Source organism: Microbacterium sp. Nx66 (assembly GCF_904066215.1).
Lineage (GTDB): Bacteria > Actinomycetota > Actinomycetes > Actinomycetales > Microbacteriaceae > Microbacterium > Microbacterium meiriae.
This window is the reverse complement of sequence record NZ_LR880474.1, coordinates 2,309,939-2,332,683: the sequence shown is the minus strand read 5'-3', so window position 1 is coordinate 2,332,683 and position 22,745 is coordinate 2,309,939. Positions and strand designations below refer to the sequence as shown.

The 22,745-nt window shown below is 71.6% G+C and carries 21 protein-coding genes; 6 read left to right on the top strand and 15 right to left on the bottom strand.

Annotated elements, in window-relative coordinates:
• Positions 1–35: 35 nt before the first annotated feature.
• From MICNX66_RS11140 to MICNX66_RS11115, 6 genes are read right to left on the bottom strand one after another with little or no spacing between them, the layout of a single operon-like run.
• The gene (locus tag MICNX66_RS11140) at positions 36–1,190 is read right to left on the bottom strand and encodes a mannitol-1-phosphate 5-dehydrogenase (protein WP_187661935.1); all 1,155 of its coding nucleotides are present in this window, start codon (positions 1,188–1,190) and stop codon (positions 36–38) included.
• On the bottom strand, positions 1,187–1,621 hold the full coding sequence (locus tag MICNX66_RS11135) for a PTS sugar transporter subunit IIA (protein WP_187661934.1): 435 nt from the start codon (positions 1,619–1,621) through the stop codon (positions 1,187–1,189). The genes MICNX66_RS11140 and MICNX66_RS11135 overlap by 4 nt, the downstream gene beginning before the upstream one ends.
• The gene (locus tag MICNX66_RS11130) at positions 1,618–3,252 is read right to left on the bottom strand and encodes a PTS mannitol transporter subunit IICB (protein ID WP_187661933.1); all 1,635 of its coding nucleotides are present in this window, start codon (positions 3,250–3,252) and stop codon (positions 1,618–1,620) included. Before MICNX66_RS11130 ends, MICNX66_RS11135 begins: the two co-directional genes overlap by 4 nt.
• The gene (gene ptsP, locus MICNX66_RS11125; RefSeq protein ID WP_187661932.1) at positions 3,249–4,934 is read right to left on the bottom strand and encodes a phosphoenolpyruvate--protein phosphotransferase; all 1,686 of its coding nucleotides are present in this window, start codon (positions 4,932–4,934) and stop codon (positions 3,249–3,251) included. Before ptsP ends, MICNX66_RS11130 begins: the two co-directional genes overlap by 4 nt.
• Entirely contained in the window at positions 4,931–5,212 is a 282-nt protein-coding gene (locus MICNX66_RS11120; RefSeq protein WP_187661931.1) for an HPr family phosphocarrier protein, read from the bottom strand. Before MICNX66_RS11120 ends, ptsP begins: the two co-directional genes overlap by 4 nt.
• Positions 5,209–5,526, bottom strand: a complete 318-nt coding sequence (locus MICNX66_RS11115) for a PTS sugar transporter subunit IIB (RefSeq protein ID WP_187661930.1) — start codon at positions 5,524–5,526, stop codon at positions 5,209–5,211. The genes MICNX66_RS11120 and MICNX66_RS11115 overlap by 4 nt, the downstream gene beginning before the upstream one ends.
• Positions 5,527–5,690: 164 nt before the next feature.
• On the opposite strand from MICNX66_RS11115, the gene MICNX66_RS11110 reads away from it, so the two are divergent.
• A complete protein-coding gene (locus tag MICNX66_RS11110) occupies positions 5,691–7,613 on the top strand; it encodes a BglG family transcription antiterminator (protein ID WP_187661929.1) in 1,923 nt (640 codons plus the stop codon).
• 3 nt (positions 7,614–7,616) lie between these two features.
• On the opposite strand, the gene MICNX66_RS11105 is transcribed toward MICNX66_RS11110, so the two are convergent.
• The 3 genes from MICNX66_RS11105 to MICNX66_RS11095 are packed head-to-tail and all read right to left on the bottom strand — an operon-like array spanning position 7,617 to position 10,383.
• Positions 7,617–7,880, bottom strand: a complete 264-nt coding sequence (locus MICNX66_RS11105; protein WP_187661928.1) for an HPr family phosphocarrier protein — start codon at positions 7,878–7,880, stop codon at positions 7,617–7,619.
• Positions 7,881–7,882: 2 nt separating this feature from the next.
• The gene (locus MICNX66_RS11100) at positions 7,883–9,553 is read right to left on the bottom strand and encodes a phospho-sugar mutase (RefSeq protein ID WP_187661927.1); all 1,671 of its coding nucleotides are present in this window, start codon (positions 9,551–9,553) and stop codon (positions 7,883–7,885) included.
• The gene (locus tag MICNX66_RS11095; RefSeq protein WP_187661926.1) at positions 9,550–10,383 is read right to left on the bottom strand and encodes a purine-nucleoside phosphorylase; all 834 of its coding nucleotides are present in this window, start codon (positions 10,381–10,383) and stop codon (positions 9,550–9,552) included. The genes MICNX66_RS11100 and MICNX66_RS11095 overlap by 4 nt, the downstream gene beginning before the upstream one ends.
• A 48-nt stretch (positions 10,384–10,431) precedes the next feature.
• Between MICNX66_RS11095 and MICNX66_RS11090 the strand changes: the two genes are divergently transcribed.
• On the top strand, positions 10,432–11,880 hold the full coding sequence (locus tag MICNX66_RS11090; RefSeq protein WP_025105680.1) for an NAD(P)H-quinone dehydrogenase: 1,449 nt from the start codon (positions 10,432–10,434) through the stop codon (positions 11,878–11,880).
• Between the two features lie 84 nt (positions 11,881–11,964).
• Here the strand turns inward: MICNX66_RS11090 and MICNX66_RS11085 are convergent, their stop codons facing one another.
• Complete coding sequence (locus MICNX66_RS11085; RefSeq protein ID WP_187661925.1) at positions 11,965–13,731, bottom strand: acetyl/propionyl/methylcrotonyl-CoA carboxylase subunit alpha; 1,767 nt, start codon at positions 13,729–13,731, stop codon at positions 11,965–11,967.
• 78 nt (positions 13,732–13,809) lie between these two features.
• On the bottom strand, positions 13,810–14,445 hold the full coding sequence (locus MICNX66_RS11080) for a Maf family protein (RefSeq protein ID WP_187664190.1): 636 nt from the start codon (positions 14,443–14,445) through the stop codon (positions 13,810–13,812).
• Between the two features lie 23 nt (positions 14,446–14,468).
• On the opposite strand from MICNX66_RS11080, the gene MICNX66_RS11075 reads away from it, so the two are divergent.
• The 4 genes from MICNX66_RS11075 to MICNX66_RS11060 are packed head-to-tail and all read left to right on the top strand — an operon-like array spanning position 14,469 to position 18,660.
• Positions 14,469–15,713: a class I SAM-dependent RNA methyltransferase gene (locus MICNX66_RS11075; RefSeq protein ID WP_187661924.1), complete on the top strand. Its 1,245-nt coding sequence runs from the start codon at positions 14,469–14,471 to the stop codon at positions 15,711–15,713.
• 43 nt (positions 15,714–15,756) lie between these two features.
• Positions 15,757–16,416: a response regulator transcription factor gene (locus tag MICNX66_RS11070; protein WP_071329676.1), complete on the top strand. Its 660-nt coding sequence runs from the start codon at positions 15,757–15,759 to the stop codon at positions 16,414–16,416.
• Entirely contained in the window at positions 16,406–17,641 is a 1,236-nt protein-coding gene (locus MICNX66_RS11065; RefSeq protein WP_187661923.1) for an ATP-binding protein, read from the top strand. The genes MICNX66_RS11070 and MICNX66_RS11065 overlap by 11 nt, the downstream gene beginning before the upstream one ends.
• Positions 17,638–18,660 carry a hypothetical protein gene (locus tag MICNX66_RS11060; RefSeq protein ID WP_187661922.1) on the top strand — a complete coding sequence of 341 codons (1,023 nt, stop codon included), beginning with the start codon at positions 17,638–17,640 and terminating at the stop codon, positions 18,658–18,660. Before MICNX66_RS11065 ends, MICNX66_RS11060 begins: the two co-directional genes overlap by 4 nt.
• A 197-nt stretch (positions 18,661–18,857) precedes the next feature.
• Here MICNX66_RS11060 and MICNX66_RS11055 read toward each other — a convergent pair whose 3' ends face one another.
• From MICNX66_RS11055 to MICNX66_RS11040, 4 genes are all read right to left on the bottom strand, one after another.
• Positions 18,858–19,100 carry an acyl-CoA carboxylase subunit epsilon gene (locus MICNX66_RS11055; RefSeq protein WP_187661921.1) on the bottom strand — a complete coding sequence of 81 codons (243 nt, stop codon included), beginning with the start codon at positions 19,098–19,100 and terminating at the stop codon, positions 18,858–18,860.
• Entirely contained in the window at positions 19,097–20,686 is a 1,590-nt protein-coding gene (locus MICNX66_RS11050) for an acyl-CoA carboxylase subunit beta (protein ID WP_370428473.1), read from the bottom strand. The genes MICNX66_RS11055 and MICNX66_RS11050 overlap by 4 nt, the downstream gene beginning before the upstream one ends.
• An 87-nt stretch (positions 20,687–20,773) precedes the next feature.
• Complete coding sequence (locus MICNX66_RS11045) at positions 20,774–21,763, bottom strand: hypothetical protein (protein WP_187661919.1); 990 nt, start codon at positions 21,761–21,763, stop codon at positions 20,774–20,776.
• Between the two features lie 79 nt (positions 21,764–21,842).
• On the bottom strand, positions 21,843–22,535 hold the full coding sequence (locus MICNX66_RS11040; RefSeq protein WP_060923420.1) for a phosphocholine cytidylyltransferase family protein: 693 nt from the start codon (positions 22,533–22,535) through the stop codon (positions 21,843–21,845).
• Positions 22,536–22,745 lie beyond the last annotated feature (210 nt).

The window sequence follows — 22,745 nt, the reverse complement described above, 5'->3', positions numbered from 1 at the left end:
CAGCAACGCTACCCCGGCCCCGACGCCGCGTCCTCTCAGCCGGCGAGCGCCGCTTGACGGAGGGCCACCGCGTCGCGGACGGCGGGGAAGAGCGGGTGCTCCGGATCGAGGCCGGTGGTGCGGACGGTGAAGCCCGCCGCGTTCTCCGTGCGCAGAAGGGTCTGCAGCTCGACCGACTGCTCGTCGGCGGCGTCGTCGAACTCCAGCGCGGCGGCGACCGCGGCCACCAGGGCATCCGTCGGCAGTCCGTGCTCGGCTGCCATCGCCGCGGGGCCGATGAACCGCTCGTGCCGGGAGATCTTCCGCAGGGGCTGACGGCCGACGCGCTGCACGGTGTCCACGAGCTCCGGGTTCCGGAACCGCTCCAGGATGGTCGCACGGTACTGCGCGAGGTCTGCGGGGTCGAGCCCGTGCTCGACGACCAGCACCGCCGAGGTCTCCTCGAGGGCGGCCGACACCTGCGCGGCGATCGCGTCGTCCGCGAGGGCGTCCGAGATCCGCTCGATGCCCGCCCGTGCGCCGAAGTACGCGGTGGCGGCATGACCGGTGTTCACCGTGAAGAGCTTGCGCTCGATGTACGGCGCGAGGTCGTCGACGAAATGGGCGCCGGGGATGCGCGGCGGGGTGTCGCCGAACGGCCGGGCCTCGATCGCCCACTCGAAGTATGGCTCGACCGTGACGTCGATGCCCCCACCGTCCGGCTGCGCCGGCACGATGCGGTCGACGGCGGTGTTCGCGAACACCGCACGCGCGAGGAGGATGTCGGCATCCGGCCCCGCCGCCGCGACGATCTCCTGCCGCAGCTGATCGGTGGCGCCGATGGCGTTCTCGCAGGCCATCACCTGCAGAGGCGCGGCCTCGGGGGAGCGCAACGCGAGCCCGGCGACGATCGACGGGGCGACGAACCGCAGCACGGTGGGGCCGACGGCGGTCGTGACGACGTCGGCCGTCGCCACCTCCTCCGCGACCACGGCGGGGTCCGTGCGGCTGTTCACCGCACGGAACCCGGAGACGACGTGGTCGGTCCCTCCGGGGCCGGCTTCGTGCACGGTGTACGAGTCCGCCCGGTCGATCGCCTCCACGAGTGCGTCGGCGACGTCGCTGAACACGACCTCGTACCCGCCCTCGTGCAGGAGCAGGCCGACGAAACCGCGCCCGATGTTGCCCGCCCCGAAGTGGACCGCCTTCATCCCTCGTTCACCTCCGAGAGGAGAGCGAACAGCTCGTCCGGCGTCGCCGCCGCTTCCAGCCGGGCGACGTCGTCCTCCTCCGAGAAGAGGATCGCGATGCGGGACAGGATGTCCAGGTGCTCATCGCCGACGCCGGCGATGCCGATCACGAACCTCGCCTGCTCGCCGTCCCAGTCGACGCCGCCGTCGTAGCGGACGACGGAGAGCGCGGACGCCAGGATCGTGTCCTTCGCCTCGTTCGTGCCGTGCGGGATGGCCAGGCCGTTGCCCATGTACGTCGACACGGTCTCCTCGCGCTGACGCATCGCATCGACGTACGCCGGGGTCACCGCACCGGCGGCGACGAGGATGTCCGTCGCCTCCTGGAGCGCGTCGTCCCGCGACGCGCCTCCCGGGTGGATGCGGACCTGCTCGGCTGTGAGAACGCTCATTCTTCGTCCTTTCGCTGTTCCTTGACCATCTCGACGACCTCGTCGTACTTCGGCGAGTTCATGAAGTTGTCCACCGAGACGTGCAGGGAGTCCGGCGACTTCGCCGTGGCCCGGTCGGTGAGCTGCTGCTGCGTGATGACCACGTCGGCGGCGCCGTCGAGGTTGGCGATGGCGGCGTTCGTGACGGTGATGCCCTCGATGCCGGCCTTCTTCAGCTTGTTCCGCAGCACGCTGGCGCCCATGGCGGACGAGCCCATACCGGCGTCGCACGCGAACACGATGGTCTCGATCGGGGCCGCCGCGACCGCAGTGGTGGCGGGAGCGGGCGTGGACTCCGGTGCCGCCGTCGCGGTCGAGGTGCGCAGGGCGTCCATCGCCGCGGACGACTTGCCCTTGTTCGCCTCGGTCTGCGCGATGGCCGCACCGAACGTGTCGCCCTCGGCGGCGAGGTCGCGCTTGCGCGAGGCCCGCAGGATGACGCCGGTGATGAGGAAGGTCACCGTCGCGGCGATGATGACCGACAGGTACACCACGAGGAGGTTGGCGACGCCGGGGCCGATGGCCGCGGCGGTCACGGCGATGATGCTGCCAGGGGCGGCCGGGAAGGCCAGTCCGCCGCCGAGGACCATGTTCGTGGTGACGCCGGCCGCTCCACCCGCGATGAGCGCGAGGATCGTGGTCGGCTTGCTGAGAGCGTACGGGAAGTAGATCTCGTGGATGCCGCCGAAGAACTGGATGATGGCGGCACCGGGAGCCGAGGCCTTCGCGGCGCCGACCCCGAAGAAGGTGAAGGCGAGCAGCAGGCCGAGGCCGGGGCCGGGGTTCGCCTCGATGAGGAAGAGGATCGACTTGCCCGTCTCCGCAGCCTGCTCGATCCCCAGCGGGGTGAACACGCCGTGGTTGATGGCGTTGTTGAGGAACAGCACCTTGGCCGGCTCGACGATGATCGACACGAGCGGCAGCAGGTTGAGCGACACGAGCCAGTCGACGGCGGCGCCCAGCGCGGCGCTGATGCCCAGCATGACCGGACCGAAGGCGAAGAACCCGACGATGGCGAGGAGCATGCCCAGGATGCCGGCGGAGAAGTTGTTGACGAGCATCTCGAAGCCGGGGCGGATCTTGCCGTCCCACAGCCTGTCGACCTGCTTCATGATCCAAGCGGCGATCGGGCCCATGATCATCGCGCCCAGGAACATCGGGATGTTCGTGCCGACGATCACACCGACGGTCGCGATCGTGGCGACCACGCCGCCGCGCTCGCCGTAGACCATGCGGCCGGCCGTGTTCGCGATCAGGAGGGGCAGCAGGTAGGTGACCATCGGGCCGACCAGGCCCACGTAGGCCAGGATGTTGCCGTCTGCGCCTTCGGCGACCGCGGTCATCGCGCCTTGCCAGCCGAGGACGGCGGAGTCGCCGCCGCCGCCGATGATCTCGGCGACGCCGGCCCAGTGCCAGCCGAACGGGCTCTCGGCGCCGAAGAAGCCCTTCGGGATGAAGAGCATCGTGATGAAGCCCCAGGCGATGAAGGCCGCGATGTTCGGCATGATCATGCCGGAGAGGAACGTGCCGAAACGCTGCACGCCCACGCGGAGGCCACCGGGGGCGGTGGCGGCGGGTGACGTCGTCGTCATGATGTGGTCTCTTTCTGATGAGGGGGGAGTGCCGCGGCGAGGGTCGCCGCAGCGGTGCGGGCGGAGGGGGCGTCGTCCGCGGCGAGCGCGGCTTCCGCGAGGCGGAGGGCGTCGTCGCGAGTGCGGGCGGCGAGCGCCTGGCGGACGTCCGCGAGGGCGGACGGCGCCATGGAGAGGCTCGTCGCACCGAGCCCCACGAGGACGACCGCGAGCAGCGGGTCGGCCGCGGCCTCGCCGCAGATGCCGACCGGCTTGCCGAGGCGGGCACCGGCCGTGCCGACCTCGCGCACCAGCCGCAGCACCGCGGGGTGCCAGGGGTCCTGGAACGAGGCGACCGAGCCGAGCAGCCGGTCCGCGGCCATCGTGTACTGCGTGAGGTCGTTGGTGCCGATGGACGCGAAGTCGGCGTGGGCGAGGACGCGGTCGGCGAGCAGGGCGCTGGACGGCACCTCGACCATGACGCCGGCCGTCTTCAGGCCGTACTCGCGGGCGAGGCCTGTGAAATACACGGTCTCCTCGACGGTGGCCACCATGGGCGCCATGACCCAGAGATCGGCGTCGGTCGCGGCGTCGGCCTCGGCCAGCGCGGTCAACTGCTCGCGGAGGATGTCCTCGCTCGCGCGGAGAGCCCGCAGACCGCGCAACCCCAGGGCCGGATTCTCCTCGTGCGCGTCGTTGAGGAAGGCCAGGGGCTTGTCGGCCCCTGCGTCGAGCATCCGCACGACGACCTTCTTGCCGGGGAATGCCCCCAGGAGCTCGCGATAGGACTCCCGCTGCTGGGCCACGGTCGGCGCCTGCGACGCGGAGAGGAACAGGAACTCGGTCCGGAACAGCCCGACGCCCTCGGCCCCGCGTGCGACCGCGTCGGCGGCGTCGGCGGGCTTCCCCAGGTTCGCGAGGAGGGCGACCGGTGTGCCGTCGGCGAGCGCACCGGGCGTGAGCGGCGCGTCGTCCGCGACCAGTCTGGCCGCGGCGCGCTCGGCGGCGCGGCTGCGCTCCTCGGCGGTCGGTTCGCGGGTGATGACGCCTGCGGCGGCATCGACGATCACGGTCTCCCCGGTCGTCAGCGCGTGCCCGTCGCCGACGCCGACCACAGCCACGATGCCCTTCTCCCTGGCGAGGATCGCCGTGTGGGAGGTGGGGCCGCCGTCGGTGGTGACGAGGGCGAGCACCTGGTCGAGGTTCAGCAGCGCCGTGTCGGCGGGCGCGAGGTCGCGTGCCACGAGGACGAACGGGTGCCCGGGATCGGGCACGCCGGGGGCGTCCACCCCGCGCAGCCGGGCCAGCACCCGCTGCGCGATGTCGTCGAGGTCGGCGGCGCGCTCGCCGAGGTAGCCGCCGACGGCCTCGAGCGTGGCCCGGAAGCCCGCGAAGGCGTCGTGAACGGCCCATTCCGCGGTGGCCCCGGCATCGATCCTCGCGTCGACCTCGTCCTGCAGCGTCGGGTCCTCGGCGATCATCGCCTGCGCCTCCAGCACCTCCTGCGCGGCGCCGCCGGCGGCCTCGCCACGCTGCGTCAGCTCCTGCGCGACGACGGCGACGGCCTCGCGGACCCGCGCGCGCTCGGCATCGGCCCCGGCGGTGCTCGGGACGTTCTCGGGCGCGGGCAGCGCCTCGGTCATGCGGACGACCGGTCCCTGCGCGACGCCGAGACCGATGCCCACGCCTCGCAACGCGCTCATCCGGCCGCGTCCTGGTCGTGGTCGGTCGTCAGCAGCTCGGTGAGCGTGTCCAGTACGCCCTCGGCGCCGTCGCCGTCGGCCGTGAGCGTCACGTAGTCGCCGTGCTCGATGGCCAGCGCGATCACCCCGAGGATGCTCGCGGCGTTGACCGGCGTGCCGGAGTCCTTGGCGATCGTGACCGCGAGCCCGGAGTCCTTCGCGGCCTGCGCGAAGATCTTTGCGGGCCGGGCGTGCAGTCCGTGCGAGGAGCCGATGCGGACGGTGCGGGTGGCGGTCATGGTGTTCCTTTCGGGGCCCCGCCGGCGGCGGCGAGGGTCGACTGGGCGAGAAGAAGGGTGCGGACGCCGTCGCGGTCCGCGAACACGTCGTCCGGCAGGACGGCGACGGGCGCGCGGGTCAGGTCGCGGATGGCGTCGAGGCGCTCACGCAGATGCGGGCCCACGAGGACGAGGTCGTGTCCGCCGAGGGGGACGGTGCTCTCGACCCCGGCACCCGCATCCCAGTCCAGGCCTGCTGCCGCTGCGGCAGTGCGCAGGCGCTGAGCGACGAACGTGCTCGACGCGCCGGCGCCGCAGACCACGAGAATCCTCATCGATGTCACCCTTCCTGAGAACAGTCTGGGAAACGTGACCACGGCGGCACCAACACGTTCTCTTCCGCCCCTGCGGAATGCTCCTCGCCGCGCCCGTGTCGCCGGAGGCTGTCATCATGGAGAGCAGTCGGACAGTGCCGTCAGCACGGGAACTCGGAGGGACCATGTCGCGCCAGCGTCAGGACCAGCTCCTCGCCGCGCTGCTGCGCGAGGAGGGCTGGGCGACCGCAGGCACGCTGGCCGATCTCCTGGGTGTGACCCCGCGGAGCATCCGCTCCTACGTCGCGGCACTGAACGCCCGCACGCCGGGCGCCGCGGTCGTCGAGTCCGGCCCCGCGGGCTATCGGGCGGGCCCCGGCGCCCGCGGCGCGCTGCGCGTCCGGCAGGGCGGCGACTCCGCCCCGCGCGAACGGCTGCACGCCCTCGTCCGGCTGCTCCTGGACGAGCCGGAGGGGATCGACGTCTTCGACACCGCGGATGCGCTGCACGTGAGCGAGGCGACGCTGGAGGCGGACCTGGTCCGCGTCCGCGGTCTCCTCGACGGGACCGACCTGACGCTCGACCGGGCCCGTGAGCGGGTGCGGCTCCACGGAGACGAGGCCGCCCAGCGCCGCCTGCTCAGCCGCCTCGCCCACGACGAGATGGACGACGCGTCGTTCCACCCGGAGATCTTCCGGCGGGCCCTCTCCGGGACCGCGGTCGATGCGCAGGCGGTCGGACCCTTCAAGTCGGCCCTCGTGCGCGAGCTCGGCGAACTCGGCTACTACGTCAACGAACTCGCGATCGCCGACGTGCTCCTGCACATCGCGATCGCCGCCGAGCGGGTGGCCGCCGGCCGTGCCCTCGAGGCACCCCCCGTGGGAGCTCGACCGGAGATCCCGCGGGTGGGAGCGGTGATCGCCCGCCTCGCCGCCGAGCACTTCGCCGTGGTCCTGGGCGAGGGCGACAGCGGTCACCTCGCCTCCCTGGTCCTGACGCGGATCGTCGCGCCGGGTGGCGAGGCGGCGCAGGAGCTCGCCCGCAGCGGCGTCGCCCCGGACGTGGAGGCGGCGGTCAGAGCGGAGATCGCGCGGGCCGCGGAGGACTACCGCGTCGACCTCGTCGACGAGACGTTCGTGCTCCGCCTCGCGCTGCACGTGCAGAACCTCCTGCGCCGCGCCGAGGAGAGCGCCCTCACCCGGAACCCGCTGACCCGCTCGCTGAAGACGACCTATCCGATGATCTTCGAGGTGGCGGTGTCGATCGCGAGCGGTCTGCACGACCGGCTCGGCACGCCCATCCACGACGACGAGATCGCCTACATCGCCATGCACGTCGGGGGACGGCTGGAGCGGAGCCGCAAGGCGGAGTCCATCCTCACCGCGACCATCGTCTGCCCCGGCTACTACGAACTCCACGAACTCCTGCGTTCGAGCGTGGACCGCTCGCTGGGTTCCGCGATCGAGGTCACCAGCGTCGTCACGAACGTCGACCCGGACTGGGCGTCGTTCGACACCGACCTCGTGCTGAGCACGATCGAACCCGGGGCTTCCGGCGACCGGTTCGTGCGCATCCAGCCGTTCCTCACGGACGCCGACGTCGACCGCATCCAGCAGGCCGCAGGGCGGCTGCGCCGCGGTCGACGGCTCGCCCGGCTGCGGGAGGAGCTCGCGCGGTACTTCCACCCCGATGCCTTCGTGCACCCGCTCCCTGACGAGGGCGAGGAGACCATCATCCGGCGGCTCGGCGCGCCGCTGGTCCGGGCCGGTCTGATCGGAGACGACTACGTGGAGAACACGATCGTGCGCGAGCGCATGTCGTCCACAGCCTTCACCGACGCACTCGCCGTGCCGCACGCGCTGCAGATGACCGCGACCCGGACGGCGATCGCGCTCGGCGTCGCGGACGGGTCGGCGGCCTGGGGGGACGGACGCGTGCAGGTCGTCGCGCTCGCCGCCTTCAGCGAGAGCGACAGAGCGGCCTTCCAGACCGTGTTCGAGCAGCTCGTCGAGGTGTTCAGCGAGCGGGAGAGCGTGCAGCGGATCGTCCGCCGCGGGGCGACTTTCGAGGGCTTCCTCGACGAGCTCGTCGCCGTGATCGACGGCTGAGACTCAGGCGTCGGGCGCGAGCACCAGGGCGAGCTGCGCGAGGACGCGCTCGGACGACGGACCCGGCGGCGTCTCCAGGGTCACGGCGTCCCCGGGGGCGAGGGCGAGGTCCATCACCGCGAGGACGCTGCGCAGATCCACGGCCGTGCCGCCGGCGGTGCGCAGCGTGACCGGGAGCTCGTGCGCCTGCGCGAGGCGCACGAGCTCCGCGACCGGTCGTGCGTGCACCCCGTTGTGGGCGCTGACGACGACGTGGCGGACGGGCATGGTCAGGAGCGCTCGTCCAGGAGGACCCGGACGCCGGCCTCCAGCTCGGCGACGGCGGCCGCCGCACCCTCCGCGGAGTCGGCTGCGGCGTCGATGTAGACCTTGAGCTTCGGCTCTGTTCCGCTCGGGCGCACGATGACCCGGGATCCGTCGGAGAGCCGGTACCGCAGCACGTCCCCGGAGGGCTGCCCCGGTGCGCTCTGCAGCAGGTCCTCGGTCGACGCGATCGAGCGTCCGCCGATCTGCGTGGGCGGAAGCGAGCGCAGCGACAGCATCACCGTGCCGATGAGCGACAGGTCAGCCACCCGCACCGACACCTGGGAGCTCGCGAAGTGACCGTACGTGTCGCCCACCTCGCGGACGAGATCGGCGAGGGTCAGCCCGCGCTCCTGCGCCTCGGCGGCCAGCCCGAGCACGGCGACCGCGGCGGAGATGCCGTCCTTGTCGCGCACGGTCTCGGGGTTGACGAGGTAGCCCAGGGCCTCCTCGAAGCCGAAGACGATGCCGGGAGCCCGCGAGATCCACTTGAACCCGGTGAGCGTCTCGTGGAAGTCCAACCCGTGGTGGGCGGCGATGGCGCCGAGCCCGGGGGAGGAGACGAGCGAGCACGCGAGCGAGGCCCCGGGAGTTCCGGCCGCGGCACGCGCGGCGCGGGCGCCGAGCAGCAGTCCGACCTCGTTGCCGGTCAGACGTCGCCAGCCGTCCGCGGCGGTGTCGTCGGGGACGGCCACGGCGAGCCGGTCGGCGTCCGGATCGTTGGCGAGGATGAAGTCCGCCTTCGCCCTCCGGGCCGTGGCGAACGCCAGGTCCATGGCGCCCGGCTCCTCCGGGTTGGGGAAGGACACCGTGCGGAACGTCGCGTCCGGGTGGAGCTGCTCGTCGACCACGATCGGCCGCGGGTAGCCGGCAGCGTCGAGGATGCGCGCGAACGTCTCCCAGCCGACGCCGTGCATCGCGGTGTAGACCCAGCGCAGGCGGCGGCCTGCCGCGGGTGCGGGGGCGACGGCCGCGGTGGCGGCGACGTAGGCCTGGACGAGATCCTCGCCCGCGGTCTCGTAGGCGCTGGACCGCGGCAGGGCACGCACGTCTCCGCCGTCCGCGACGCGCTGGATGTGGGCGGCGATCTCGGCATCGGCGGGAGCCACGATCTGCGAGCCGTGATCCGCGCCGCCGAGGTACACCTTGTAGCCGTTGTCGTCCGGCGGGTTGTGGCTCGCGGTCACCATCACGCCCGCGTCGGCGCCGAGGTGCCGCACCGCGAAGGCCAGCACGGGGGTGGGGAGCAGGCGGGGGAGCAGGATCGCGCGCAGGCCGGCACCGGCGAACAGCTCCGCGGAGTCCTGGGCGAACACCCGGGAGTTGCGGCGGCCGTCGTAGCCGATCACCACGGTCGGGGTCGCGCCCGCGGCCCGCTCGCGCAGATACGCCGCGAAGCCCGCCGCGGCCTGGGAGACGAGCACCCGGTTCATCCGGTTGCTTCCCGCCCCGAGCGCGCCGCGGAGCCCGGCCGTGCCGAACGCGAGACGACTGCCGAAGCGGTCGTCGAGCTCCGCCGTGGCGGCCTCATCCCCGGAGGCGGCGCGGGTGATGATGCCGGCCAGCTCGTCGCGGGTCTGCGGGTCGGGGTCCTGGCGCAGCCAGGCGCGGGCCTGGGCGAGCCGCTCCTCGCTCACAGGGCCTCGACCACCCGGGCCAGCAGGTCGGAGATCACCGGCTCCGCCTCGCGTCCGGCCTCGATGACCTCGGCGTGGCTGAGCGGGGTCTGCTGGATCCCGGCCGCGAGGTTCGTGATGAGCGAGAACCCGAGGATCTCCATGCCGGCCTCGCGCGCCGCGATCGCCTCGAGCGCGGTCGACATGCCGACGATGTGGCCGCCGATGTGCTTGGCCATCTGCACCTCGGCCGGGGTCTCGTAGTGCGGGCCGCGGAACTGCGTGTAGACGCCCTCGTCGAGGGCGGGGTCGACCGTACGGGCGATGTCGCGCAGGCGCTTCGCGTAGAGGTCGGTGAGGTCGATGAACGTCGCGCCCTCCAGCGGGGAGTCGGCGGTGAGGTTGATGTGGTCGCTGATCAGCACGGGCTGGCCGGGCTTCCAGGTCTCCCTGATGCCGCCGGCGCCGTTGGTGAGCACCATGATCTTCGCGCCGGTGGCTGCGGCGGTGCGGACGCTGTGCACGACCCGGCGGACGCCGTGGTCCTCGTAGTAGTGCGTGCGGGCACCGATGACGAGGACGTTCTTCCCGCCGGGCGTCCGGATGCTGCGCAGCGTGCCGACGTGGCCCTCCAGAGCGGGCTTCGAGAACCCGGTGACCTCCGTGGCGGGGATCGTCGCCACGGTCTCGCCGATGAGGTCGGCGGCCTTGCCCCAGCCGCTGCCGAGCGTGAGGGCGATGTCGTGCTTCTCGACGCCGGTCAGCCGCGCGATGTCGGCGGCGGCTTCGGCTGCGACCTCGAACGGGTTCGCAGAGGGGTCGTCGAGGGGGTTGCTGTGGGTTTCAGGCATGGATCCACTCTAGGAAGTGGCAGGCTCCGGTGCCAGGATTGCGGAAGAATGGAGAGCATGTCTTCCACCACTTTCGAGCGCACTCAGCGCGTCGCCGTCCTCGGCGGCGGACCCGGCGGTTACGAGGCGGCCCTGGCGGCCGCCCAGCTCGGAGCGGAGGTCACCCTCGTCGAGCGCGTCGGTGTCGGCGGATCCGCCGTGCTCACCGACGTGGTGCCCTCGAAGAGCCTCATCGCGACGGCGGACGCCGCGGTCGCCATCTCCGAGGCCAGCGACCTCGGCGTGAACTTCTACGCCAAGGGCGAGAACGGCAAGCCCCTCAAGCCGGAGATCGCCATCAACCTCGCGGCGGTGAACAAGCGCCTCGTGGCGCTGGCCGGTCAGCAGTCCGAGGACATGCGCACCACCCTCCTCGACGCAGGCGTGCGCATCCTCTCCGGTCACGGCCGTCTGGAGGGTCCGAACGCCATCGTCGTCTCCACGGGCGAGCGGGGCACGGACTTCGACCGCGTCGAGGCCGACACCATCGTCGTCGCGGTCGGCGCCTCGCCGCGCGAACTCGACTCCGCCAAGCCCGACGGCAAGCGCATCCTCACGTGGACCCAGCTCTACGACATGAAGGCGCTGCCCGAGCACCTCATCGTCGTCGGCTCCGGCGTGACCGGTGCCGAGTTCGCCTCCGCCTACATGAACCTCGGGGCGAAGGTCACGCTCGTCTCCAGCCGCGAGCAGGTCCTCCCCGGCGAGGACCAGGACGCGGCGCGCGTGCTCGAGAAGGTGTTCAAGCGCGGCGGCATGCAGGTGCTGTCCAAGTCGCGCGCCGAGAAGGTCGAGGTCACCGGAGACGGCGTCACGGTGACCCTGTCCGACGGTCGCACTGTCGAGGGCAGCCACTGCCTCATGGCGGTCGGCTCGATCCCGAACACGGCCGGCATCGGTCTGGAGGAGGCCGGTGTCGAGCTCGACGACTCCGGACACGTCCGCGTGAACCGCGTCGCGCGCACCTCGGTGCCGAACGTGTACGCGGTCGGGGACTGCACGAACTTCTTCCCCCTGGCCTCGGTGGCCTCGATGCAGGGTCGCACGGCGGTGTTCCACGCGCTGGGCGACATCGTCATCCCGCTCGAGCTCATCAAGATCACCTCCAACATCTTCACCGCGCCGGAGATCGCGACCGTCGGCTACGGCGTCAAGGACGTGGAGGACGGCCTCGCGGACGGCATGGTCTACAAGCTCCCGCTCGCCGCCAACCCGCGCGCGAAGATGATGGGCATCAAGGACGGCTTCGTCAAGCTCATCGCGCGCAAGGGCTCCGGCACCGTGATCGGCGGCGTGATCGTGGCACCGAAGGCCTCCGAGCTCATCTACCCCATCGCGATCGCGGTCGAGCGTCGCCTCACCGTCGACCAGGTCTCCCGGGTCTTCGCCGCGTACCCCTCGCTCTCGAGCAGCATCACCGACGCGAGCCGCGCGATGCACCTCGTGAACATCTCCTGACCCGAGACCCCGCGCAATCGCCGAGACCCCGGGCTGCAGACATCTGCAGCCCGGGGTCTCGGCGTGAAAGCGGGGTCTCGCGGGTCAGGAGATCGTGAGGAGCTGGTGGCCGGCGGACACCGTGGTGCCAGCGGCGGCGTCGATGCTGCCGACGACGCCGTCCTTGTGCGCCTGCAGCGGCTGCTCCATCTTCATCGCCTCGAGGACGACGACGAGGTCGCCCTTGACGACCTGCTGCCCTTCCTCGACGGCGACCTTGACGACCGTGGCCTGCATCGGCGACTTCACCGCGTCGCCGGAGGCCCCGGCGTTGGCGACCGTGGCGTGGCTGCGACGCGACGGCGGCACCGCCGCAGGGCGTCCCGTGGTGCCGGGGGCGACGGCGACGCGATCGGGCAGGCTGACCTCGAGCCGCTTGCCACCGACCTCGACGACCACCGTGTGCCGGGCGTTCGCGGGGGCCGGAGCCTCGAGCTCGCCGTCCCACGCGGGGATGTCGTTGTCGAACTCGGTCTCGATCCACCGCGTGTAGACGCCGAACGTCCCGTCCTCGGCCGTGAAGGCGGGGTCGCGGACGACCTTGCGGTGGAAGGGGATGACGGTGGGAAGGCCTGCGACCTCGAACTCGTCCAGGGCCCGACGCGCGCGCTCCAGGGCCTCGGCGCGGTCCTTGCCGGTGACGATGATCTTGGCGAGCAGCGAGTCGAACGCGCCGGAGACCGCGTCCCCGGCGGTGACACCGGAGTCGAGGCGGATGCCGGGGCCGCCGAAGGTCTTGAAGACGTGGATGGGGCCGGGCTGGGGGAGGAATCCACGACCCGGGTCCTCGCCGTTGATGCGGAACTCGATGGAGTGGCCCTGCGGCTGGGGGTCGTCGTAGTCGATCGTGCCGCCGGCGGCGATGCGGAACTGCTCGCGGACGAGGTCGATGCCGGTGACCTCCTCGGACACGGGGTGCTCGACCTGGAGGCGGGTGTTCACCTCGAGGAAGGAGACCGTGCCGTCGGCGCCGATGAGGAACTCGCACGTGCCCGCACCGACGTAGCCGACCTCCTTGAGGATGGCCTTGGACGCCGAGTAGAGCTTCTCGTTCTGCTCGGGCGTGAGGAACGGGGCGGGTGCCTCTTCGACGAGCTTCTGGTGTCGACGCTGCAGCGAGCAGTCGCGGGTCGAGATGATGACGACGTTGCCCTCGGCATCGGCGAGGCACTGGGTTTCGACGTGACGGGGCTTGTCGAGGTACTTCTCCACGAAGCACTCGCCGCGGCCGAACGCGGCGACCGCCTCGCGCGTGGCGGACTCGAACAGCTCCTCGACCTCGTCGAGCTCACGGGCGACCTTGAGGCCGCGACCGCCGCCGCCGTAGGCCGCCTTGATCGCGATCGGCAGACCGTACTCCTGCGCGAAGGCGACGACCTCGTCGGCACCGGAGACCGGGCCGGGGGTGCCGGGCGCGAGGGGCGCGCCGACCTTCTCGGCCACGTGGCGGGCGGTGACCTTGTCGCCGAGCGATTCGATCGCCTCCGGGGAGGGGCCGATCCAGATCATCCCGGCGTCGATCACGGCGCGCGCGAACTCGGCGTTCTCCGCGAGGAACCCGTAGCCCGGGTGCACGGCGTCGGCGCCGGCGCGGCGGGCAACGGAGAGGATCTTCTCGATCTGGAGATAGGTCTCGGCGCTGGTCGCGCCACCGAGCGCATACGCCTCGTCAGCGAGGCGCACGTGCAGCGCGTCCCGATCCTGGTCGGCGTAGACGGCGACCGAGGCGATCCCGGAGTCACGAGCGGCACGGACGATGCGGACGGCGATCTCGCCGCGGTTGGCGACGAGCACCTTCGCGATTTCAGGCATGGTTGCCAGCCTAGCGAGTAGCATCCCGATACTTTTGACGACTCTCGACAAGAAAGAGGGAAAAACGTGGAGGGGAGTCTACGACCACAGATCCGTCCAACGCACTCCGAGATCGGCAGCGAGACGGCGCACGGTGGAGAGTGACATCCCCACGACGGTGGAGGGATCGCCCTCGACCCGGGTGATGAAGGCGCCGCCGAGGCTGTCCACGGTGAAGGCTCCGGCGACGTGCAGCGGTTCCCCCGATGCCACGTACGCGGCGATCTCCTCATCGCTGATGTCCTCGGCGAACGTCACGGCGGCCTCCGCGACAGCGGTCGCCTCGACGGGCTCGGCGCCGGGGGAGACGCGGAACACGGAGTGCCCGGAGTGCAGCACGCCGGTGGCGCCGCGCATCTCCTGCCACCGGCGCGTGGCCTCCTCCGGCGTGTAGGGCTTGCCGTAGACCCGGTCCCCGAGCGCGAACATGGAGTCCCCGCCGATCACGATGCCGTCGAACACGCCCTCGGCGGCCAGCCGCTCGGCGACGGCGGCGGCCTTGGCGCGGGCGAGCAGCAGCACGAGGTCGGCGGGTGCGACGGGGCCCATGCGCTCCTCCGCGGCGGCGGCCAGGGCGTCCTCGTCCACCTCCGGCGACCGCGTGAGGGGCTCGATGCCGGCCTGACGCAGCAGCATGAGCCGGGCGGGGGAGGTGGAGGCGAGGCAGACGCGCATGGAGACCACCGTATCCTCGAAAGATGACTTCCTCCGCAGCCGACGTGCTCGATCTCGACATCACCGGCATCGCCCACGGAGGCACCTTCATCGCCCGTCACGAGGGACGCGTGGTCTTCGTCTCCGATGCGATCCCGGGGGAGCGCGTCCGGGCACGCCTGCTGGATCCGTCCGCCGGCGCCGGGGAGCCCGACACCCGCAGCTTCTGGCGCGCCGAGACGATCGAGGTCCTCGAGGCCTCCCCGCATCGGCGGCCGCACATCTGGCCGGAGGCGGACGTCGCGCACGACCCCGCCCAGCGGCCCGGGGGTGCCGACCTCGGGCACATCGACCTCGGGCACCAGCGCGTGCTCAAGCGACAGGTTCTCTCGGAGGCGTTCGACCGCTTCGCCGGTCCCGGACTCGAGGCGCCGGAGATCGAAGCCGTGGAGTCCGGGGATGGGACGGGGTGGCGGACGCGGGTGACCCTGCACGTGGACGACGAGGGACGGATCGGCCCCTTCGCAGCCCGCAGCCACCGCGTCGTCCCGGTGTCGACGCACCCGCTCGCCCGCCGCGCGATCGCCGAGGCCGCCCTGGCCCTGCAGGGCGAGAAGGCCGGACGCATCGAGCTCGTGGAGCCCGCGGACGGCCGGGTGCGCATCCTCCGCCACCCCGAGGCCGAGCGGCGCTCACCGCGGGATCGTCGTCCTCGGCCGACACCCGAGGTCGTGCAGGAACGCGTCGGTGACCGCACGTTCGACGTCGACGCCGGAGGGTTCTGGCAGGTGCACCCCCGTGCCGCCTCCGTCCTCGACGGTGCCGTGTACGGGCTGCTCGACGGGCATGTGGAGCCGGACGCGACGCACTACGACCTGTACGGCGGCGTCGGCCTCTTCGCGCGGACCCTCGCGGATCTCGGCGGCACCGATGTCGTCACGGTGGAGTCCAGCCGCCGAGCGACGCAGCACGCCGCCGCGAACCTCGCCCCGCTCGACGTGACGGCGGTCACGGCTCGGGTCGACCGCTTCCTGCAGCAGCCTCGACGCGGAGGCGTCACGGGAGCCGTCGTGCTCGATCCGCCGCGGTCGGGGGCCGGGCGGGCGGTCGTGGAGGGCGTGCATGCGCTGAGTCCGTCCGCGATCGCCTACGTCGCCTGCGACCCGGTGGCCCTCGCCCGCGACCTCGGCACCTTCCGCGGCCTGGGGTGGGAGGTCGGTGCCCTCCGCGGCTTCGATCTGTTCCCGCACTCGCATCACTTCGAGGTCGTCGCCCTGCTCACCCGGTGAGCGCATTCCCGGCGCCGGGTCCGCGACTCACTAGGCTGTGGGCATGAGCACCGTCGCCCTCATCGACGACCACGAGTCCGTCCGCCTCGGCCTCGAGGCCGCGTGCGCCAGGGACGGGCAGACCGTCGTGTTCACCGGGAGCACGGTCGGCTCCTACCTCGTGTGGCGCTCGTCCACCGGCGCTCCGCCCGCAGACGTCGTCGTGCTCGACCTCACGCTGGGGGACGGGACGACGGTCACGGAGAACGTCGTGTCCCTCGTCGCCGACGGCGCCAGCGTGGTGATCCACAGCGTCGCCGACCGTCCGGCAGCCGTGCGCGAGGCGCTGGCGGCCGGCGCGGCCGGAGTCGTCAGCAAGTCCTCCGCCCTCGACGACGTGCTGGATGCGATCCGCACCGTGGCGCAGGGTGAGGCTCTGAACAACGTCGAATGGGCCAGCGCGGTCGACGGCGACCGCGCGTTCGCCGACGCCCAGCTGTCCACCCGGGAGCGGGAGGTGCTGCGCCTGTACGCGACCGGCCTGCCGCTGAAGGCCGTGGCCGAGCGCCTCGGCGTCGCGTACTCCACCGCGAAGGAGAACATCACCCGGATCCGGGTGAAGTACGTCGAGGTCGGTCGGCCGGCGCCCACCAAGGTCGACCTGCTGCGGCGCGCGATGGAGGACGGCATCGTGACGGCCGACGGGGCGCCGAGTGCCCGCTGAGCCGCTGAGCGTCCGCGACGCCTGGAGCAAGATCCCGTCTCCCGGCAGCGCGGAGAACGGCTTCGAGCGGTTCACCGGGAAGCGGATGGAGCGCATCCTCGCGATCGTCGTCGCCCTGGGCTCCGCCGTGCTCGGGGCGCAGGCGCTGATCGCGGCCGTGCACACGATGTCCCGCGCGGACGTGCCGCACATCGCGATGCTCATCGCCGTGTTCGTGCCGTTGGCGGCGATGCTCGTCGCCTGCCTGGTCGGACGCGGCGTGCGCCTGGCCGCGGGGGTCTTCGCCGTCGTGTACGTCCTCGCGCTCGCGGCATGGCCGGTCGTCGTCGATCCCACCGACAAGGTGGCGGGGGACCAGCCGTGGATCTTCTTCCTCGTGAACGTCGGAGTCGTGGCGGCGATGCTGGCCTTCCCCGTGCGGCTGCAGTTCGCGTGGGCGGTCGGGGTGCCGTTCGTCTACGGGTACGTGCGTCTGGTGCAGGGCGACTTCTCGCGGGAGTTCTGGGTGACCACCGCGTTCGACGTCTCCTTCACGCTCATCCTCGGCGTCGTGATCGTCTCGCTCGGCTGGATGTTCCGCTCGGTCGCCGCGGGCGTGGACGAGGCGCGGGGCACGGCGGTGGCGTCGTATGCGACGGCGGCGGCCGCCGCGGCGGCGGAGGAGGAGCGTGTGGCGATGTCGGCGCTCATGCACGACAGCGTGCTGGCCGCACTCATCGCCGCCGAACGCGCGGAGGGCGAGCGGGCGAGAGAGCTCGCCGTGGCGATGGCGCGGGAGGCGCTCACGCGGCTCGCGAACACGGAGGCGGCGGTCGCGGAGGAGGGTAGCGATGAGCCGGTGGGCGCCGCGCAGATCGTCGTGGAGCTGCGACGGGCCCTCTCCGAGCTCGGCGCGGACGCGATCGTGGAGGAGCGCGGCGGGAGCGGCCTCATCCCGGGGCGCGCAGCGAGGGCTCTCGTGCTCGCGGCGCGGCAGGCGATCGGCAACGCGGTCGCGCACGCCCACGGGCGCGGCCTGCACATCCTCGTGGTCGGTCACGGCGACGAGGGCATCGCCGTGACGGTCTCCGACACCGGGAACGGGTTCGACGTCGACACGATCGGTCCGGATCGGCTCGGCATCCGCGCCTCCATCCTCGCCCGTATGGCCGGTGTCGCCGGCACCGCGCGGATCTCCTCCGACGAGGGCGGCACCGTCGTCACCCTGGGCTGGGAGCGCTCATGAACCGGACCGTGCGGAGTGTCGCGACCTCGCTCGCCGTCGGGTTCGCGCTGTACTTCGTCGCCCGCGGGATCTGGTGGATCGAGCAGCCGACGGCACCGCTGCTCATGGTCCTCGCGATCGCCGCGTACCTCGTCGTGGTGAACATCGCGATCCTCGGCAGCCCGGCCACGGTCCGGATGCCGCTGTGGTCGGCTCTCCTCGCGCTGGCCGTGAGCGCGGTGATCCCGGCGCTCGTGACCCTCTCGCTGGAACCGGACGATCGCACGGCGCCGTTCGCCACCTGGTACATCGGCGCTCTCGGGCTGCTCGGCGTGGTGTGCGTGGTCCGGCGCCGGCCCTGGGTGGGCTGGACGACGCTCGCCGTGCTCGTCGTCTCCGCGTCGCTCGCGCTGGGCATGGGCGTGGCGATGAACCTCGGCGTGGTGGGCTCGATCATGTGGGTGGCGGTCGCCCAGCTGCTGGTGATGTTCTGGGATCGCGCCGTCAGCGACACGGAGCGCCTGTCCGAGATCCAGCAGGCCGTGTCGGCCTGGCATGCGACGCAGCGCGTCCGCCAGCGCGAGCGTCGGCTGCGGACGCAGTTCGCCCTCGCGGTCGCCGGCCCGATCCTCAGCAGGGTGGTGGCCTCACGCGGGCTGCTCGACGACGACGAGCGCCTGGAAGCCCGGCTCGCTGAGGGACGTCTGCGCGACGAGCTGCGCGGCGCGGACCTGTTGAACGACGACGTCCGCAATGCGATCGACGCCGCGCGCCGCCACGGTGCCTCGGTGACCGTGTTCGACGAGGGTGGGCTCGACGGCGTGGACGAGGGGCGGCGCATGGAGATCCGGGACGAACTCGCGGCGGTCCTGCGCAGCGCGGGTACCGGCCGGATCATCATCCGCTCCGCACGGGATCCGCTCGTGGCGGTGACGGTCGTCGGCCGCGCGGGCCTGCGGGCCTCGGACGACGACTCCGTGGACCTGTGGCACGAGATCGCCAGAAAGCGGCGTGAGACCGCCTCCGACGCACGGAAGTGAGAGTGGGCGAGGGGCGGCGAATCCGCCTGCCCCTCGCCGTGCGGACAGTTACCCGAAAACCGTCCGCTGGTGGCCGATCAGCGTCTGTCTACCCTGGGACAGAGAGACCAGCCGAACGCGAAGCGTCCCCTTCAGTCTGCGGGGTCGTGCAACGGTTGTCTGTAGGTATTTTGGGGGACAAAACACGACGACCCGATTCAGCCGGCGAAGCGTCCCCAGGGGATGTCGCGACGCAGCGGTCGGCGCAGCGGGCGCTGCGTGCGCGTCCACGCCGACACCCGCGGCTCCTCGACCGTCGCCTCCGCCTGCTCGGTCTCGTAGGCGTCGCCGAGCACCGCGATGAGGGCCGCGAGTTCCTCCTCCGTGGCGGCGCCGCGCGTGATCTCCAGAAGGAGCGGCGCGGGGGCCGTCCCGTCGACGGCGGATTCCTGCGCGCTCACAGCGGGATGTTCCCGTGCTTCTTCGGCGGCAGCTCTGCGCGCTTGCCGCGGAGCGCGCGCAGCGCCTTCGCGATCGCGACGCGCGTGTTCGCCGGTTCGATGATGCCGTCGAGCTCGCCGCGCTCGGCCGCGAGGAAGGGCGAGGCGACGTTGTAGGTGTATTCGTTGGCCAGACGCGTGCGGACCGCCGCCACGTCCTCGCCGGCTTCCTCCGCCTTGCGGATCTCGCCGCGATAGAGGATGTTGACGGCGCCCTGGCCGCCCATCACGGCGATCTCCGCGGTGGGCCAGGCGAGGTTCACGTCGGCGCCGAGCTGCTTCGACCCCATGACGATGTACGCGCCGCCGTACGCCTTGCGCAGGATCACCGTCACGAGCGGCACGGTGGCCTCCGCGTACGCGTAGAGGAGCTTGGCGCCGCGGCGGATGACGCCTGTCCACTCCTGGTCGGTGCCTGGCAGGTATCCCGGCACGTCGACGAGGGTCACGATCGGCAGCGAGAACGCGTCGCAGAACCGCACGAACCGGCTCGCCTTCTCGCCGGCCTCGATGTTGAGCGTGCCCGCCATCTGGGACGGTTGGTTGGCGATGATGCCGACCGAGCGGCCCTCGATGCGGCCGAAGCCGATGACGATGTTGGGAGCGAACAGCGGCTGCACCTCGAGGAAGTCGCCGTCGTCGACGACATGCTCGATCACCGTGTGGATGTCGTACGGCTGGTTCGGGGAATCCGGGATGAGCGTGTTGAGCGTGCGGTCGGCGTCGGTCGTCTCGAACTCGAACGCGCTCTCGTAGGACGGCAGCTCCGCCATGTTGTTGTCCGGCAGGAATCCGAGGAGCGTGCGGGCATAGTCGATCGCGTCGTCCTCGTCCTCCGCGAGGTAGTGGGCGACACCGGAGCGCGTGTTGTGCGTGTAGGCGCCGCCGAGCTCTTCCATGCCGACGTCCTCGCCGGTGACCGTCTTGATCACGTCGGGCCCGGTGACGAACATCTGGCTGGTCTTGTCGACCATGATGACGAAGTCGGTGAGGGCGGGCGAGTAGACGGCGCCGCCGGCGGCCGGGCCCATGATGATCGAGATCTGCGGGATCACGCCGGAGGCGCGGGTGTTCAGACGGAAGATCTCGCCGTACTTGCCGAGCGCGACCACACCCTCCTGGATGCGCGCCCCGCCGGAGTCGAGGATGCCGATGCAGGGCATGCCGCCGGCCAGGGCGAACTCCATGACCTTGACGATCTTCTCGCCGGCGACCTCGCCGAGCGACCCGCCGAAGGTCGAGAAGTCCTGCGAGTACACCGCCACGGTGCGGCCGTGGATGGTGCCGACGCCGGTGACGACGGAGTCGCCGTAGGGGCGCGAGCGGTCCATCCCGAACGCGGTGGTGCGGTGGCGCACGTACTCGTCGAACTCGACGAAGCTGCCGGGGTCGACGAGGAGTTCGATGCGCTCGCGGGCGGTCATCTTGCCCTTCGCGTGCTGCTTCTCCTTCGCCTTCGCCTCGGCGTCGACGACGGCCTCGGTGTAGCGAGCGCGCAGGTCCGCGATCTTGCCGGCGGTGGTAAAGGGGTCGGGCTTGTCCGTCACGGATTCCACCCTAGCGTCGGGTCCGCGCCGTCCGTTGGATGATCGGCACAACGGGTCGACGGATCCTTTGGCGAGGTGCGCGCCCCCTCACTTCCCGGTCGCGTCGGAACCCGGGCGCGGCGGCAGATCGTGGTCGCCGCCGCTATCACCCGCCTCGATCTCGTCCGCCGCATGCTCACGCCGGCGTCCGGCGATCTCACCCACCCGATGACCCACCCACCCCGCTCCGCGCGCCACGGTGCCGGCGGCTCCGGCGACGGCGGTGCCGGCGTAGCGCGCCCCCCGGAGCATCCGCAGCTCCATCTTCTCGGCGCCGGGCACGGGCTCCAGCTCGGCCGGCAGGGTGAGCGGTGCGGCGCCGAACGCGCGGTGGGACGTGGTGAGCACCCGGCGGCCGAGGATGTGATTGCCCGCCCCGCCGATGGCCGCGCCGATCCCGAAGGGCATCGCCTTGCCGATGAACGAGGCGCCGCCCCTGGCCGCGAACTGCTTCACGAACATCCCCTTGAGCTGGTCCACCAGGGGTCCCACCGCGGCGCGGGGCAGCGACTTCGTCACCATCTCGCCCCAGTACGCCGAGCGGCTGCCCCCGCGCCCCGCGACCTGCCGGGCGAGCTGGCCGACGAGGTCGACGCCCTCCTTGCCGAGCATGAGCGTCATGACGAGAGCGCGTGCGCGGTCGGGGTTGCCGACCGCGATGCCGTGCACCTCGGCCACCGACTGCGCGAAGAGGGCCGTGGACTCCACGAATCCCACGGTCTCGACGCCGGAGAGCGCGAGCGTGATCCCGGTGCCGATGCCGGGCACGACGGCGGTCGCCCCCACCGCGGCCCCACCCGTCGTGACGGCCGCGAGGTAGCGCCGCTCCAGGATCCGGATGATCTCGTCGGGCGTCGCGTGGGGGTTGCGGAGCCGGATGCTGCGGATGTGGGCGAGCACCAGCGGCCGCTGGATCGACAGGACCCGATCGAGCCCGCGCACCATCATGGGGTGCTCGGGGGAGCCGACCGGGGGTACGCCCTTGTCCCACGGGGCGTCGTCCGGCAGGGAGTGGATCTTGTGCACCTTGGGGGCCATGCGCCGATCCTATGGAGCCCGTCCGCGAAAACACCGAGAGCCCCGGTCCGTGGCGGAACGGGGCTCTCGGAGGGGAGCGTCACACGAAGAGGTTCGCGCGCTCCAGGTCCTCTGCGAAGTCGACCTCGACCGCGTACAGGTCGGAGACGTCCATCGGCTCGAGCAGCAGGCCGTCCTCGGCGATCGCCAGCTCGAGGCCGCGCTCGAAGTAGTCCTGGTCCTCGACGCGCTGCAGCTGGCGCATGAACGCCTTCTTGAAGCCCGACGAGATGTAGTTGATGCCGACGGCCTCGCCCAGGCCGCCCTTGACCGACTTGGACAGCTCCTTGATGAAGCCCTCCGCCGTGACGGTGTACTTCACCTCTTCGTCGCTGACCTTGGCGGTGTTGACGGTGACGAACGACTGGTCGCGCTCGATGTATGCGGCGGCGCGGCCGAGGATCATCGGGTCGAAGACGACATCGCCGTTCATCCACAGCACGCCGCTCTTGCCGGTGGCGCTCAGGGCGCGCAGAAGGCTCTTCGACGTGTTCGTCTCGTCGTAGCGGTCGTTGTGGACGTAGTTCACGGAGGGGAAGGCCTCGATGATGGTCTCGGCGCGGTAGCCCACCACCGTGGTGATGCGTGCGTCGGAGCCGAAAGCGGCGCGGATGTTGTCGTGCTGCTGGCCCATGATCGTGCGGCCGTCGTTGAGCTCGGTGAGCGGCTTGGGCAGCGCGCGGCCGAGGCGAGAGCCCATGCCGGCTGCGAGGATGACGGTCTGAAGAGTCACGAATACTCCTAAGGAAGTTGTGTTCACGGTCGGTTCACCGACCAGACACTTCGTCGTGCCGGGGATCATGCTAGCGATTCCCCCTGAGAACCCCGGGGCCAGGCAGGCCCCGTTGCCATTTCGTGATCGAGTACACACGCAACGCACAGGGACGACAACCCCCTTGCGGAAAGCGCCGGGGAGGGATCCGGTTGCGGAATGTCGCGTGGG